The sequence below is a fragment of the Streptomyces sp. WAC03905 genome, from assembly GCF_057371075.1.
In genome coordinates this window covers 5,289,566-5,304,096 of sequence record NZ_JBXYDZ010000003.1, presented here as the reverse complement: position 1 = coordinate 5,304,096, position 14,531 = coordinate 5,289,566, and the positions used below count along the sequence as shown (strand labels likewise).

Here is a 14,531-nt window from a genome sequence, read left to right as displayed (position 1 = left end):
GCCCTCCCACCTGGGTTTTTGACAATCGTTTCCATCTTTGATGAAAATGGATGTCATGAACGTACGACGCCTCATACCCACCGCCGCCCTCGCCGGCGCCGTCGCCCTCGGCGCCACGGCCCTGACCTCCTGCTCCGGAGCGAGTGCCGCCGGCGGCAAGGACGGCAAGCTCGGCGTGACGGCGTCGTTCTACCCCCTGCAGTTCATAGCCGAGCAGATCGGCAAGGAGCACGTGAAGGTCGACGGCCTGACCAAGCCGGGCGTCGAACCGCACGACCTGGAGATCACTCCCAGGCAGACCGGACAGCTCGGTGAGGCCGACGTGGTCCTCTACCTGAAGAACCTGCAGCCCGCCGTCGACAAGGCAGTCGCCCAGTCCGGCGTGAAGAACATCGTGGACGCCGCCACCCTCACCGAGCTGGAGACCCACGGCGCCCACGGCCACGACCACGGCGGCGAGGAGGCCCACGCCGAGGGCGAGGGCCACGCCGAGGGCGAGGGCCACGCCGAGGGCGAGGGCGAGGGCCACGACCACGGACACGACCACGCCGAGGGCGGCACCGACCCGCACGTCTGGCTCGACCCCGTCAAGTACGCGGAGATCGCCAAGGGCGTCGGCGCGGCCCTGGCGAAGGCCGACCCCGGCCACGCGGCGGACTACGAGAAGAACACCGACGAACTGGTCGGCAAGCTGGCCGCGTTGGACACCGAGTTCAAGGACGGCCTGAAGAACACGGCCTCCAGGACCTTCATCACCACCCACTCCGCCTTCGGGTACCTCGCCGAGCGCTACGGCCTCGACCAGGAGGGCATCTCCGGCGTCGACCCCGAGTCCGAGCCGAGCCCGGCCCGGATGAAGGATCTCCAGGCGGTCGCGAAGAAGGACAATGTCACCACCGTGTTCTTCGAGACGCTGGCCAGCGACAAGACGGCCAAGACCCTCGCCACGGACACCGGCCTGAAGACCGACGTCCTCGACCCGATCGAGGGCATCACCGACACGTCCCAGGGCGCCGACTACTTCGAGGTCATGCGGTCCAACCTGAAGAACCTCCAGAAGGCACTCGGAGCCAAGTGATGACAGCAGCAACGGAGGCGCGAACCATGCAGTCCCCGCCCCGACCGGCCGACGACCGGCCCGTCATATCCCTGCGCGGGGCCAAGGCCTCGCTCGGCTCGCGCCCCGTGCTGCGCGGCATCGACCTCACCGTCCGGCGCGGCGAGGTCGTCGCCCTGCTCGGAGCCAACGGTTCCGGCAAATCCACGGCCGTCCGCGCCGTCGTCGGCCAGGTCCCGCTGACCGACGGCTCCCTCAGCCTCTTCGGCACCGACTTCAAGCGCTTCCGCGACTGGTCCCGCATCGGGTACGTCCCGCAGCGCACCACCGCCGCCGGCGGCGTCCCGGCCACCGTCCGCGAGGTCGTCGCCTCCGGCCGGCTCGCCCGTTCCCGCTTCGGCCTCCTGCGCAAGGCCGACAAGGCGGCCATCGAGCAGGCCCTGGCCCTCGTCGGCATGGACGGGCACGCCGACGTCTCCGTGGACGCCCTCTCCGGCGGCCAGCACCAGCGCGTGCTCATCGCCCGGGCGCTCGCCGTCGAACCCGAACTGCTGATCATGGACGAGCCGATGGCCGGCGTGGACCTCGCCAACCAGGAGGTCCTGGCGAGCGCCCTGCGCGCCCAGGTCGCCGCCGGCTCCACCGTCCTGCTCGTCCTGCACGAGCTGGGTCCGCTGGAGCCCCTGATCGACCGCGCCGTCGTGCTGCGCGACGGCTGCGTCGTCCACGACGGCCCGCCGCCGGAGGCCGTGGGCCAGCACGCCCTGCCCGGCCACGACCACGTACACCCCCACGCGGCGCACGACGCCGAGCACCTGCGGACGGGACTGCTGAGCTGATGGACATCCTCGACTACGCCTTCATGCAGCGAGCGCTGATCGCGGCCGCCCTGGTCGGCATCACGGCCCCCGCCATCGGCACGTACCTCGTCCAGCGCCGCCAGGCCCTCATGGGCGACGGCCTCGGCCACGTCGCCATGACCGGTGTCGCCCTCGGCTTCGTGCTCCAGACCAGCCCGGTCTGGATGGCGACCCTCGTCGCCGTCGTCGGAGCCGTCGGCATGGAGCTGATCCGCGCCCGCGGCCGGACCAGCGGGGACGTCGCCCTCGCCATGCTGTTCTACGGCGGCCTCGCCGGCGGCGTGATGATCATCAACCTCGGCGGCGGCCAGACGGCCAGCCTCCTGGGCTCCATGTTCGGTTCGATCACCACGGTCGCCGCCGAGGACGTGACCGCGATGGCGATCCTCGCCGCGTTCGTCCTCGCCGTCGCGATCGGCCTGCGCCGGCAGCTCTTCGCCGTCTGCCAGGACGAGGAGTTCGCCCGGGTCACCGGTCTGCCCGTGCGCGCCCTGAACCTGCTGATCGCGGTCACCGCCGCGGTCACCGTCACCGTCGCCATGCGCATCGTCGGCCTGCTGTTGGTCAGCGCGATGCTCGTGATCCCGGTCGCCGCCGCCCAGCGGCTCACCCGCAGCTTCGCCACCACCCTGGGCCTGGCCATGGCCATCAGCGTGACCGTCTCCCTCACCGGCACGGCGGCCACGTACTACATCAACGTGCCCTCGGGCGCGACGATCGTGCTGCTCGCGATCGGCGTCTTCGTCGCGCTGACCGCCCTCTCCGCCCCCCTGGCCCGCCGCCGGGCCCGGGCGTCGCTCGCGGCCGAAGAGGTCTGCACGCGCGACGATGTGAAGGTCTAGCGGGCTGGCACAATGGCCGCAGGCCTATACGAGGAGGAACCGGTGGCGACTGCGCCTGGCGAGATGAATACCGCGCCAGTACGAGGACGATCCACCCGCCAGCGCGCCGCAGTGGCGGCGGCGCTGGACGAGGTGGACGAGTTCCGCAGCGCCCAGGAACTCCACGACATGCTCAAGCACCGTGGTGACTCCGTGGGCCTGACCACCGTCTACCGCACGCTCCAGTCCCTCGCGGACGCCGGAGAGGTCGACGTCCTGCGCACCAGCGACGGTGAGTCCGTGTACCGGCGCTGCTCCACCGGCGATCACCACCACCACCTGGTCTGCCGCAAGTGCGGCAAGGCCGTCGAGGTGGAGGGCCCGGCCGTGGAGAAGTGGGCGGAGTCCATCGCTGCCGAACACGGCTACGTGAACGTCGCCCACACGGTGGAGATCTTCGGCACCTGCGCCGACTGCGCCGCCGCCGGCTGACCGGCGAGAGATCGCCTAGAGCCTTCGCAGCTTCCGGCCGAGCAGCTCGCGGATCCGGTCCAGCTCTTCGTCCGTCAGGGCCGCCCGCTTGGGCAGCCACAGCAGCACGCCGTCCTCCATCACCAGCAGGAACAGGTTCCGGCTCTCGCCGAAGCCCCCGCAATGGCTCCACAGGAGGCGGGACGAGGTCCCGTCGGGCATCCGGGTGACCACGCCGCTGTCGGAGTGGGTACAGCGGTACTCACGGTGCCGGGCCGCCCACTCGTAGCGGCGACGCGCCTTCCGGTCCAGGCTCAGGTACGCCCCGTACCAGCCGACGAACGGTCCGAGAACGGCCAGCGCCAGCAGCTGCTCGGCCGCCAAGCCCTGGGCCGCCCCCATCACGACGGGCACCAGGGGTAGGCCCAGCCACATCAGCATGCCGGCGCGCCCCCTCGCCGTCCTCCGGGCGTACCACCTCATGGCCTCGCGGGCATCGGCGAGCCGGGGACTGTAGTACGCCTCGATCTCCGCGCCGACCGCCGGCTCCGCCCCACCTGTCGTGTTCATGGGGGCAGAGCCTAACGACGGGGTCAGCCGGCGGAGCCCTCGGGCTGGTTGGGCACCGCGCCTCCGAAGCGGCGGTCGCGCTGGGCGTACTCCAGGCACGCCGCCCACAGGTTGCGCCGGTCGAAGTCCGGCCACAGCACGTCCTGGAAGACCATCTCGGCGTACGCGCTCTGCCAGATCAGGTAGTTGGAGGTGCGCTGCTCTCCGCTCGGGCGCAGGAACAGGTCCACGTCCGGCATGTCGGGGTAGTAGATGTACTTGGCGAAGGTCTTCTCGTTGACCTTCGAGGGGTCGAGCTTGCCGGCCGCCACGTCGCGCGCGATGGCCTGGGCCGCGTCGGCGATCTCGGCGCGACCGCCGTAGTTCACGCAGAAGTACAGGGTCATGGCGTCGTTGTCGACGGTCTGCTCCTGTGCGACCTGCAGCTCCTGGACGACCGACTTCCACATCTTCGGCATGCGGCCGACCCAGCGGATGCGGATGCCCAGCTCGTTCATCTCGTCGCGACGGCGCCGGATGACGTCGCGGTTGAAGTTCATGAGGAAGCGGACCTCTTCGGGCGAGCGCTTCCAGTTCTCCGTCGAGAAGGCGTAGAGGGAGAGGTTCTTGACACCCATCTCCAGGCAGCCCTTGAGCACGTCGAGCACGACGCCCTCGCCGACCTTGTGCCCCTCGGTGCGGGGCAGGCCGCGCTCCTTGGCCCAGCGGCCGTTGCCGTCCATGACGACGGCGACGTGGTTCGGGACCAGCTCGCCGGGGATCTTCGGCGGGACCGCACCGGAGGGGTGCGGCTCGGGAACCTTGTACTCCCGGCGAGAGCGTCCCAGAATCCCGCGTCGTGCCATGTGCCCCACTCCTATTTCTCGACGTATCGCAGGGAGCGTAGCCCGCGCTCCAGGTGCCAGTGCACGTAGGCGGAGACCAGCCCGCTGCCCTCCCGCACGTGACGCGCCTCACACGCGTCGGCATGCCCCCAGTCGCCCGTCAGCAGGGCGCTGAGCAGGGCGATGGCCTCCGACGAGGGTACGACGCTGCCCGGCACCCGGCAGTCCCCGCATATGACCCCGCCCGCGGCGACGGAGAAGTGCCGGTTGGGACCGTGGATCCCGCACTTCGCGCAGTCCTCGAAGCTGGGGGCGTAGCCGTTGACGGCGAGCGAGCGCAGCAGGAAGGCGTCCAAAATGAGGTGTGGTTCGTGCTCGCCGCGCGAGAGCGTGCGCAGGGCCCCGATGAGCAGCAGGTACTGCTGCACGGAGGGCTCGCCCTCGTTCTCGGTGAACCGCTCGGCGGTCTCCAGCATGGCGGTGCCGGCGGTGTAGCGGGCGTAGTCGGTGACGATGCCGTTGCCGTACGGGGCGATGATCTCGGTCTGCGTGCAGAGCGGCAGGCTGCGGCCGACCAGGTCGCTGCCGCGGGCGAAGAACTGCACGTCGGCATGGGAGAAAGGTTCCAGCCGGGCGCCGAACTTGGACTTCGTGCGCCGCACCCCGCGGGCGACGGCCCGCACCCGGCCGTGGCCCCGGGTCAGCAGCGTGATGATGCGGTCCGCCTCACCCAGCTTCTGGGTGCGCAGCACGATGCCGTCGTCGCGGAACAGACTCATGGGCCCATTGTCCCGTACGGGGAACCGCCCGGAGACAGCGACGGCCCCTCGCCCGGAGACGGTCCGGGCGAGGGGTCGGCACCCCTTGGGAGGCTCAGGAAGCGGACGGGGACGGCGCGGGGTCGGCGTCGTCCGCCTTCTCGGCCGAGGCGGCGGGGGCTGCGGCCTGGGCCGGCACCGCCGCCGGGGCCTCGGCGGAGGTCTCGGCGGGGGCCTCGGCGGCGGTGCCGTCGGAGCCGGGCGCCGTGTCGACCTCTGCCTCGGCGAGGGCCCGGGCCCCCGCCTGCGGGGCGTCGTGGGCGTCGTCCTTCGCCAGGCCGTTGAAGATGAGGTTGAGCACGATGGCGGCCGTGGCACCGAGGGTGACCCCGCTGTTGAGCAGCGAGGACAGGTCCGCGTCCATGTGCTTGGTGAAGAACACCGGGACCGTCGCCGGGAGCAGCGCGAAGGCGAGGGACACGCCGACGATCAGCGCGTTCTTCTCCTCCTTGAGGTCCACCTTGCCCAGGGTCTGGATACCGGCCAGGGCGACCATGGCGAACATGACGGTCGCGGCGCCGCCGAGGACTCCGTGCGGGACGGCGGCGACGATCGCGGCGGCCTTCGGGAGCAGACCGAGGACGATCATGAAGACGCCCGCGGCGACGACCACGAACCGGCTCTTCACCTTCGTCATGCGCACCAGGCCGACGTTCTCGGCGAAGGCGACGTACGGGAAGGAGTTGAGGACGCCGCCGAGGGCGGTGGCGGCGCCGTCGGCGCGCAGGGCGCGGGCCACGGTCTCGCTGTCGACCTCCTTGCCGACGATGTCGCCGACGGCGTAGGTGTCACCGGTCGTCTCGACCATGGTGATCAGCATCACGATGAGCATCAGGACGATCGGGAACCACTCGAACTTCGGGACGCCGAAGTGGAAGGGGGTGGTGACGCCGATCCAGTCGGAGTCGCCCACGTCGCCGAACTTCGCGTCGCCGAGGAGGAAGGCGACGCCGGTGCCGACGACCAGTCCGAGGAGGATCGCGATGCTGGAGAGGAACGGCTTGCCGAGCTTCATCAGGACGAGGATGAAGAGCATCGTGCCGCCGGCGTAGGCGAAGTTCTCGGGCTCGCCGAAGTCGGGGCTGCCGAGGCCGCCGGCGGCGTCGTTGAGGCCGACCGGGATCAGCACGATGCCGAGGACGGTGATCACCGTGCCGGTGACGACCGGCGGGAAGAGCCGCATGACCGTCCGGAACGCCCTGGCGGGCAGCCAGGCGAAGGCGAAGGTGGCGATGCCGGCGGTGATGACCGCGCCGTAGATGACCAGCAGGGCGGCTGTTCCGCCGCCCGCTCCCAGGCCTATGGCGATCATCGGGGACACGGCGGTGAAGGTCACGCCCTGGATCAGCGGCAGGCGCGCGCCGATCCGGCCGATGCCCCAGGCCTGGATGATCGACGCGATGCCGCAGGTGAAGAGGTCCGCGTTGATCAGGTAGACCAGCTGTTCAGGGCTCAGCTTGAGTGCGCCGCCCACGATGATCGGGACGATCACCGCGCCGGCGTAGAAGGCGAGTACGTGCTGGAAGCCGTACAGCGCGAGCTTGGGGAGGGGGAGCACCTCGTCGACCGGGTGGGTGCTCTGCTTTCCGTCGGCGGAAAGCCGGGCGGCGACACGTGCCATCTCAGCCTTGCCCTTCACGGTAGGTAAGTGAGAGGAGATCTGGTGTCCCTGGACGAAGTGGGTCGCTAACCCGTTGGTTCGCCAGGGTTTCCGTACGTTCACGTGGGTCGAAGTCCCGCTGTGCGGGGCGGCGGCTTCTCGGCGTGTGACCGGAATTGAACGCCTGTGGGGGGCCTCACAGATATCGTCGACTTCTACAAATTGTTGACCGCGCGCGACGTCAGATCTGTAGGTTTCTCCAGTGGTGGAGGCTCCGGCGCAGGAGTAAGAGCCGGAGCTTCCGCATGATCGGCGCCCGGCCCGTGCGCGGACCCACCGGACCGGCCGTGAGCTGCAACGACGCGCTGCACGGCTCCCTCGGCGGCGCACATGAGAAGGGCCCGTTCCGGCGCCCTCGCGGGCAGCCCGAACGGGCCCGGAGTCGTCCACTCCGCCCTTCACACCGTGTTCACCAGGCGAGATTTCGGCCCTCGCGAGGCCGGATCGTTACGTCGGACCGGCTCGTTCCGGACGCTCCGGGGCGGTCCCGGCTCCCCTCAGGGCGCCCGTACCGCCGACAGCAGCCGGGCCACCTCGTCCGCGCCGATCCGCAGCGCCGACCCGACGGTGGCGAGCACCTCGCGCTCGGCCGGGATGTACGGGCCGTCCGCGAGGGCGATCCGCGCCCCCTGGAGCAGGATCGACTCCCGGCCCGGGCCGGCCAGGTGCGGGGCGAGGGGCTCCAGGGCCTCGTGGAGCTCTATCGACAGCGCGGCCCCGCAGCACTCCGGGATGTCGTACAGCCCGAGCCGGCCCTCGTCCGAGGACAGCGCCTCCACGAGGGACTCCAGCTGCTCCTCGGTGCAGTCCTGGAAGCCCGCGGCCCGTACGGTGCACACGGCGGCCTCCAGCGCGCTGCGCGAGGCCGTCCCGCCCGCCGTGAGCACGGCCAGGGCCACGGTGTGCACGGCGTCCCGCAGCAGCGCGGTGAACCGGGTGGTGGTGAGGTGGTCCAGGACGTCGGTGCCGAAGCGCGCCCGGCAGCCCTGGCACTCGACGACGGGCCCCGCCTGGCCGCGCGGCAGCACCGGCACCCCGAGCACGGTGAACCGGCGGCGGCCGGTGCGCCTGCGGTAGTTGCGGTCCCCACCGCAGTCCGGGCAGAAGAACTCCCCGTCACCCACGGTGCTCCAGGTGGTACGGATGCCCCAGACCGTCAGCTTCCGGCCGTCCCCACCCCGAACTGGCAGCACGTCGCACCTCCGTGGTCGTCCGGCAGCATCGCCGGGTTGGCGTGATGTTAGCCACATCGGTGAGGATGCGTCAGCCGTGCGACAAGACAACATGTCCCCCGGCCGGGAGTTGGCCGATCCGCACCCCCGGTTCCGCTTATGGTCTGCCGCATGGACGAGAAGTCGTGTCTGGTGACGGGGGCCGCGAGCGGGATCGGCCGGGCCACCGCGGTACTGCTGGCCCGCTCCGGCGCCCGGGTGACCGCGGCCGATATCAATGGCCCCGGGGTCGAGGCGCTGCGTACGGATCTGGCCGCCGAGGGCCTGACGGTCACCGCGGTGCGCGGTGACGTCTCCGATCCGGACGAGAACCGGGCGATGGTCGCCGCCGCCGTGGAGGCCTACGGGCGGCTCGACGTCGCCGTGGCGAACGCCGGGGTGCTCCCCCTTTCGGACGTACGGGAGACCACAGCGCGGGACTGGGACCACGTCATGGCGGTCGACGGCCGCGGCATGTTCCTGACCTGCAAGTACGCCATCGAGGCGATGACCGCGCAGTCGCGGCCCGGCGGGGCGCTCGTCTGCGTGTCCTCGATCTCGGGCGTGGCCGGGCAGGCGCGCCAGGCGGCCTACGGGCCGGCGAAGTTCGTCGCGTCGGGGCTGACCAAGCACCTCGCGGTCGAGTGGGCGGCGCACGGGATCCGCGTCAACGCGGTGGCTCCCGGAACGATCCGAACGGAGCGGGTGATCGCGCTGCGGGACGAGCCGGGCGGGCCCGCGTACCTGGAGGAGGTGACGCGGGCGCACCCGATGGGCCGGCTCGGCGAGCCGGAGGAGGTGGCCCGGGTCATCGCCTTCCTCGCCTCGGACGCGGCGTCGTTCGTGACGGGCGCGATCGTGCCCGTGGACGGCGGCTACCTGGCCCGCTGACGTCCCGCGGCCGCGGACGGAAGGACCCCGCTCCTCCAGTGGTGAGGAGCGGGGTCCCCGTACGAGGGGTCAGCGGCCCGCGCGGTTGACGGCGGAGATGACCGCCTTCAGGGAGGCGCGGGTGGTGTTGGCGTCGATGCCGATGCCCCACAGGACGCGGCCGTCGATCGCGCACTCGATGTAGGAGGCGGCCACGGCGGACGCGCCCTCGCTCATGGTGTGCTCGGTGTAGTCCAGCAGGCGGGCGTCCACGCCGATGCCGGCCAGCGCGTCGAAGAAGGCGGAGATCGGACCGTTGCCGGTGCCGTTCAGGACCGTCTCCACGCCGTCCACGACCGCCTCGACGGTCAGCGTGTCCGTGCCGTCCTTGTCGGTGGCCGTCGAGCCGGAGCGCAGCTGGATGCGGCCCCAGGGGTTCTCGGGGTTGGGCAGGTACTCGTCGGAGAAGACGTCCCAGATCGCCTTGGGCGTGACCTCGCCGCCCTCGGCGTCGGTCTTGGCCTGGATGATCCGGGAGAACTCGATCTGCATGCGGCGGGGCAGGTCCAGCTTGTGGTCGTTCTTCAGGACGTAGGCGATGCCGCCCTTGCCGGACTGCGAGTTGACCCGGATGACCGCCTCGTAGGAGCGGCCGACGTCCTTGGGGTCGATGGGCAGGTACGGGACCGCCCACTCGATGTCGTCGACGGTCGTGCCCCGGGCCGCCGCGTCGGCCTCCATGGCGTCGAAGCCCTTCTTGATGGCGTCCTGGTGGGAGCCGGAGAAGGCGGTGTAGACCAGGTCGCCCGCGTAGGGGTGGCGCGGGTGGACCGGCATCTGGTTGCAGTACTCGCTGGTGCGACGGATCTCGTCGATCTGCGAGAAGTCGATCTGCGGGTCGATGCCCTGGGAGAACAGGTTCATGCCCAGGGTGATCAGGTCGACGTTGCCGGTGCGCTCGCCCTGCCCGAACAGGCAGCCCTCGATGCGGTCGGCGCCGGCCATCAGGGCCAGCTCGGCGGCGGCGACGGCGGTGCCGCGGTCGTTGTGCGGGTGGACGGAGATGCAGATGTGCTCGCGACGGGTCAGGTTGCGGGCCATCCATTCGAAGCGGTCCGCGTGGGTGGACGGCGTCGAGCGCTCCACGGTGGCGGGCAGGTTCAGGATGATCTCGCGGCCCTCGGCCGGCTGCCAGACGTCACAGACGGCCTCGCAGACCTCCAGGGCGAAGTCCAGCTCGGTGTCGGTGAAGATCTCCGGGCTGTACTGGTAGCCGAAGGTGGTCTCCGGACCCAGCAGCTTCTCCGCGTACTCCATGACCAGGCGGGTGCCGTCGACGGCGATCTGCTTGATCTGCTCCTTGGAGCCGCGGAAGACGACCCGGCGGAAGGTCGGCGCGGTCGCGTTGTACAGGTGCACGGTGGCGCGCCTGGCGCCGACCAGGGACTCCACGGTCCGTTCGATCAGGTCCTCGCGGGCCTGGGTCAGTACGGAGATGGTCACGTCGTCCGGGATCGCGCCCTCTTCGATGATGGAGCGCACGAAGGCGAAGTCGGTCTCGCCGGAGGACGGGAAGCCGACCTCGATCTCCTTGTAGCCCATGCGCACCAGCAGGTCGAACATCTCGCGCTTGCGGGCCGGGGTCATCGGGTCGATCAGCGACTGGTTGCCGTCCCGCAGGTCGGTGGACAGCCAGCGGGGAGCCTTGGTGACGCGGGCATCGGGCCAGGTGCGGTCCGGGATGTCCACCTGCTCGTACGAGCCGTACTTGTGGATCGGCATCCCGGAGGACTTCTGGGAGTGGGTCGCGTTGGTGATGGGCGTGGGGCGACCGACAAAAGGCTGCTGGCTCATGGCGTTGGGCTCCTCGCGTGTCCGCGGTAGTTCGCTGGGACGGCCGACGGCGGTAGTGAAAACCGCAACACCAAACTCCGCGGGGAGGGGGCCGGCCTACGACTACAGACCCTCGCCGCGGCAGCTAAGGAGAAGCAGCCCGAAACGCATGATGGACCGAGCCTAGCCGAGCCGCGCCGTAACGCGAGGACCTGTTTCAGTATGCAAGACCCGCGCGTCCGATTTGCACCAAATGTGAGCCAAGCCTCGTTCGCTCCCCGCTGGTCGGGGCGATCGCCCGAAGCCCTCACGGACCGGCCGTGCGATCGCACCGGGCGGCCGGCCGCGACGGCACCCCCGGCGACCCCGCGCGGACCAGGCACGTTTCTGCAGCGGCGCGGGGTGACACAACCGAATGAATCATGGTTGCAGCTAGTGACATCACAGTGACTCGGTGCCACATTGCCGGGCATGGATGCCTCCCGCGCTCACCGCCACCCCGTCTTCTGCACGGTCGTGCCGCCGCACCTCCTCGACAAGGCCGCCCTGTCCGGCGACGCCCGCCGCGCCGACCTCGCCCAGCGCACCCTCGAACGCGACTCCCTCCTGCGCACCCGGCGCCGCGTCACCGCCGTGCGCGGCATCGTGCCCACGCTCGCCGCGCCGGCCGGCGACGACCCGCGGCGGACGATCTGCGACGCCCAGCACCGCACGCAGCTGCCCGGGACGAAGGTCCGCGAGGAAGGCGACCCGCCGAGCAAGGACGCCACCGTCAACCGTGCCTACGCGGGCCTCGGCGCGACGTACGAGCTGTTCCTGAAGGGCTTCGGGCGCCGCTCGATCGACGATTCCGGACTCCCGCTGGACGCCACCGTCCACTACGGCGAGGAGTACAACAACGCCTTCTGGGACGGCCGGCAGATGGTGTTCGGCGACGGCGACGGCGACCTCTTCCTCGACTTCACCGTGTCGGTGGACGTCATCGGACACGAGTTGACCCACGGCGTCACCCAGTACACGGCGAACCTGCGCTACCGCGGGCAGTCGGGCGCCCTGAACGAATCGATGTCGGACGTCTTCGGCTCCCTGATCAAGCAGTACTCGTTGGAACAGACGGCCGACCAGGCCGACTGGCTGATCGGTGCCGGGCTGCTCGGCCCCAGCGTCACCGGGGTCGCGCTGCGCTCGATGAAGGCGCCGGGCACGGCCTACGACGACGACGAGCTCGGCAAGGACCCGCAGCCGGCCACCATGGACGACTACGTCAGCACCCACAGCGACAACGGCGGCGTCCACATCAACTCCGGCATCCCCAATCACGCCTTCTACATCGCGGCGACCGAGCTGGGCGGCAAGGCGTGGGAACGGGCCGGGCAGATCTGGTACGACACCCTGACCGGCGGGGACCTCACCCCGAAGGCGGACTTCGCCGACTTCGCACGGCTCTCGACGGCGGCCGCCGCCACCCGGTACGGCGACGGCGGGGCGGAGCACCAGGCGCTCCAGAAGGCGTGGTCGGCCGTGGGCGTGCCGTTCACGGGGTAGAGGGCTCCCATGCGGATTCAGGTGGTACGGACGGGCGGCTTCGCGGGCATCGAGCGGCGCGCCGAGGTGGACACCTCGGGCCTGCCGGACGAGGCGGAATGGCAGGCCCTGGCCCGGCTCGCGCTGCGGCCCGGTCCGCCGGGCGACCCGGCGGACCGGGTGCGGGACGGCTTCTCCTACCGGATCACGGTGGACGGTCGGACCGTCTCCTGCGCCGAGCCGCGCCTGTCCGAGGCCCAGCGGGCGCTGATCTCACGGGTCCTGAAAGAAGGTGCCTGAGGAAAGGCCCTTTGCTTGGATGGCCGGATGACCAATCGCATGATCGAACCGACGCTGTCCGAGCTGGAGAAGTACTACGACACGGTGCCGCGGGTGGGCGGGGCCCGGGCCGAGGACTTCGGGCCGCTGACCCTGTTCGTCCAGGAGGGCTCGGGCTGGCCGTTCTACGCCCGGCCCGCGCTCGGCGGGCCCGACGCGACGGCCGCCGACGTGGAGCGGGTGCTCGCCCGCCAGCGCGAACTCGGCGTGCCCGAGGCCTTCGAATGGGTCGCCGAGACCAGTCCCGCGCTGCGCGCCGCCGTGGAGGCGGCGGGGCTCCACGTCCACGCGCACCCGCTGATGGTGCTGGAGGCGGGCGAGGAGCTGCCGCCGCACCCCGAGGTGCGGCTGCTCGACGCCGAAGACCCCCTGCTGTCCGCCGCGGTGGCGGTCCCGGCGCTGGCCTTCGCCGACCCGGGGACCGCCGTGGGCGAGGCCGGCCCGGCGGAGCTGGCGGCCGCGGCCGCGGACCCGGCTGCGGAGCCGCGCCGGGCGAACGTCGCGGCGAAGCTCGCCGCGGGCACCTCGGGCATGGCCGCGGCGGTACGGGACGGCGTGGTGCTGTGCTCGGGCATGTTCAACCCGGTCGGCGACGTCGCCGAGGTGGTGGGCGTCGGCACCCTCCCCTCCGCCCGCCGCCAGGGCCTGGCGCTCGGCGTCACCGCGGCCCTGGTCGCGCAGGCCCGCGAGCGGGGCGCCCGTACGGTCTTCCTGTCCGCGGGCGACGAGGACGTGGCCCGGATCTACGCCCGCGCCGGCTTCCGCCGGGTGGCCACGGCCCTGATCGCGGAGCCGCAGGGCGAGCCCGGCGCGTGAACCGTCGGTGCCGGCCGCCGCGGGGGCGGCCGGCATCCCCGGCGTTTTGCCGGGACGGCAACAACGTTTGCCAGGGGGCCGGGGGCGGGCGCAGCATCGGGGGCACGAGACGCCGAGCGGGAGAGGCCCCCATGTCGAAGCACGACCACCACGCCCACGACCACCACGCCCACGAGCACTCCACGCACGAGCACGTCCACGGGAACGCGACGGACGACGGGAACGGCCCGGTCGCCGGGGGCGAGGAGTTCTGGGACGAGCGCTACAGCGAGAGCACCCGCATCTGGAGCGGCAACCCCAACGCCCTCCTGGTCCGCGAGGCCCAGGACCTGGCTCCCGGCCGGGCCCTCGACCTCGGCTGCGGCGAGGGCGCCGACACCGTCTGGCTGGCCCGCCGCGGGTGGCGGGTCACCGCCACCGACATCTCGAAGGTGGCCCTCGGCCGGGCGGCCGAGCACGCCGCCGAGGCCGGGGTCACCGACCTCGTGGACTGGCAGCGGCACGACTTCGCCGAGTCCTTCCCCGAGGGGGAGTTCGACCTCGTCTCCGCGTTCTTCCTGCACAGCTACGGGGAGTTCCCGCGCGAGCGGATCCTGCGCCGGGCCGCCGCCGCGGTGGCGCCCGGCGGAACCCTCCTGGTGGTGGGTCACGCCGGCGGTCCGTCATGGAACCCGGAGGCCCTCGCGGACATTCACTTCCCGACCCCGCAGGAGGTCCTCGCGCAGCTGGAGCTGCCGGAGGGCGCCTGGGAGGTGCTGGCCACGTCCGAGCACCTCCAGCCCATGACCGACCCCGAGGGCCGGCCCGCCACCCGCCCGGACAACCTGCTGAAGGTGCGGCGCAAGGCCTAGGTAAGC

The 14,531-nt window shown here is 71.3% G+C and carries 15 protein-coding genes; 9 read left to right on the top strand and 6 right to left on the bottom strand.

Annotation, left to right across the window (positions count from 1 at the left end):
• The first annotated feature begins 55 nt into the window (after positions 1-55).
• Genes AC2RP6_RS26445 through AC2RP6_RS26430 form a run of 4 tightly spaced genes read left to right on the top strand, consistent with a single transcriptional unit; the run spans position 56 to position 3,230 of the window.
• The gene (locus tag AC2RP6_RS26445) at positions 56-1,078 is read left to right on the top strand and encodes a metal ABC transporter substrate-binding protein (RefSeq protein WP_486448445.1); all 1,023 of its coding nucleotides are present in this window, start codon (positions 56-58) and stop codon (positions 1,076-1,078) included.
• Positions 1,078-1,896, top strand: coding sequence for a metal ABC transporter ATP-binding protein (locus AC2RP6_RS26440; protein ID WP_486448444.1), 819 nt, complete (start codon positions 1,078-1,080; stop codon positions 1,894-1,896). Before AC2RP6_RS26445 ends, AC2RP6_RS26440 begins: the two co-directional genes overlap by 1 nt.
• Positions 1,896-2,759 (top strand): metal ABC transporter permease, encoded by an 864-nt coding sequence (locus tag AC2RP6_RS26435; protein WP_486448443.1) that lies wholly within the window; start codon positions 1,896-1,898, stop codon positions 2,757-2,759. Before AC2RP6_RS26440 ends, AC2RP6_RS26435 begins: the two co-directional genes overlap by 1 nt.
• 42 nt (positions 2,760-2,801) lie before the next feature.
• Positions 2,802-3,230 (top strand): Fur family transcriptional regulator, encoded by a 429-nt coding sequence (locus tag AC2RP6_RS26430; RefSeq protein ID WP_078626133.1) that lies wholly within the window; start codon positions 2,802-2,804, stop codon positions 3,228-3,230.
• A gap of 15 nt (positions 3,231-3,245) precedes the next feature.
• On the opposite strand, the gene AC2RP6_RS26425 is transcribed toward AC2RP6_RS26430, so the two are convergent.
• From AC2RP6_RS26425 to AC2RP6_RS26405, 5 genes are all read right to left on the bottom strand, one after another.
• Complete coding sequence (locus AC2RP6_RS26425; RefSeq protein ID WP_486448442.1) at positions 3,246-3,779, bottom strand: YcxB family protein; 534 nt, start codon at positions 3,777-3,779, stop codon at positions 3,246-3,248.
• 23 nt (positions 3,780-3,802) lie between these two features.
• The gene (locus AC2RP6_RS26420) at positions 3,803-4,624 is read right to left on the bottom strand and encodes an isoprenyl transferase (RefSeq protein ID WP_486448441.1); all 822 of its coding nucleotides are present in this window, start codon (positions 4,622-4,624) and stop codon (positions 3,803-3,805) included.
• A gap of 11 nt (positions 4,625-4,635) precedes the next feature.
• Positions 4,636-5,382 carry a DNA repair protein RecO gene (recO, locus tag AC2RP6_RS26415; RefSeq protein WP_486448440.1) on the bottom strand — a complete coding sequence of 249 codons (747 nt, stop codon included), beginning with the start codon at positions 5,380-5,382 and terminating at the stop codon, positions 4,636-4,638.
• A 94-nt stretch (positions 5,383-5,476) separates the two neighbouring features.
• Complete coding sequence (locus AC2RP6_RS26410; RefSeq protein WP_486448439.1) at positions 5,477-7,042, bottom strand: nucleobase:cation symporter-2 family protein; 1,566 nt, start codon at positions 7,040-7,042, stop codon at positions 5,477-5,479.
• Positions 7,043-7,578: 536 nt separating this feature from the next.
• Positions 7,579-8,274 (bottom strand): TerB family tellurite resistance protein, encoded by a 696-nt coding sequence (locus tag AC2RP6_RS26405; protein ID WP_486448438.1) that lies wholly within the window; start codon positions 8,272-8,274, stop codon positions 7,579-7,581.
• Positions 8,275-8,424: 150 nt separating this feature from the next.
• Here AC2RP6_RS26405 and AC2RP6_RS26400 point away from each other — a divergent pair, with 150 nt between their 5' ends.
• On the top strand, positions 8,425-9,183 hold the full coding sequence (locus AC2RP6_RS26400; RefSeq protein WP_486448437.1) for an SDR family NAD(P)-dependent oxidoreductase: 759 nt from the start codon (positions 8,425-8,427) through the stop codon (positions 9,181-9,183).
• 69 nt (positions 9,184-9,252) lie between these two features.
• On the opposite strand, the gene leuA is transcribed toward AC2RP6_RS26400, so the two are convergent.
• The gene (leuA, locus tag AC2RP6_RS26395; protein ID WP_486448436.1) at positions 9,253-11,016 is read right to left on the bottom strand and encodes a 2-isopropylmalate synthase; all 1,764 of its coding nucleotides are present in this window, start codon (positions 11,014-11,016) and stop codon (positions 9,253-9,255) included.
• Positions 11,017-11,466: 450 nt separating this feature from the next.
• Between leuA and AC2RP6_RS26390 the strand changes: the two genes are divergently transcribed.
• The 4 genes from AC2RP6_RS26390 to AC2RP6_RS26375 all read left to right on the top strand — a co-directional run bounded on the left by AC2RP6_RS26390 (position 11,467) and on the right by AC2RP6_RS26375 (position 14,525).
• A complete protein-coding gene (locus AC2RP6_RS26390) occupies positions 11,467-12,540 on the top strand; it encodes a M4 family metallopeptidase (protein WP_486448435.1) in 1,074 nt (357 codons plus the stop codon).
• Positions 12,541-12,549: 9 nt separating this feature from the next.
• Complete coding sequence (locus AC2RP6_RS26385; protein ID WP_486448434.1) at positions 12,550-12,819, top strand: protealysin inhibitor emfourin; 270 nt, start codon at positions 12,550-12,552, stop codon at positions 12,817-12,819.
• Between the two features lie 27 nt (positions 12,820-12,846).
• Positions 12,847-13,674 carry a GNAT family N-acetyltransferase gene (locus AC2RP6_RS26380; protein WP_486448433.1) on the top strand — a complete coding sequence of 276 codons (828 nt, stop codon included), beginning with the start codon at positions 12,847-12,849 and terminating at the stop codon, positions 13,672-13,674.
• A gap of 131 nt (positions 13,675-13,805) precedes the next feature.
• Positions 13,806-14,525 carry an SAM-dependent methyltransferase gene (locus tag AC2RP6_RS26375; RefSeq protein WP_486448432.1) on the top strand — a complete coding sequence of 240 codons (720 nt, stop codon included), beginning with the start codon at positions 13,806-13,808 and terminating at the stop codon, positions 14,523-14,525.
• Positions 14,526-14,531 lie beyond the last annotated feature (6 nt).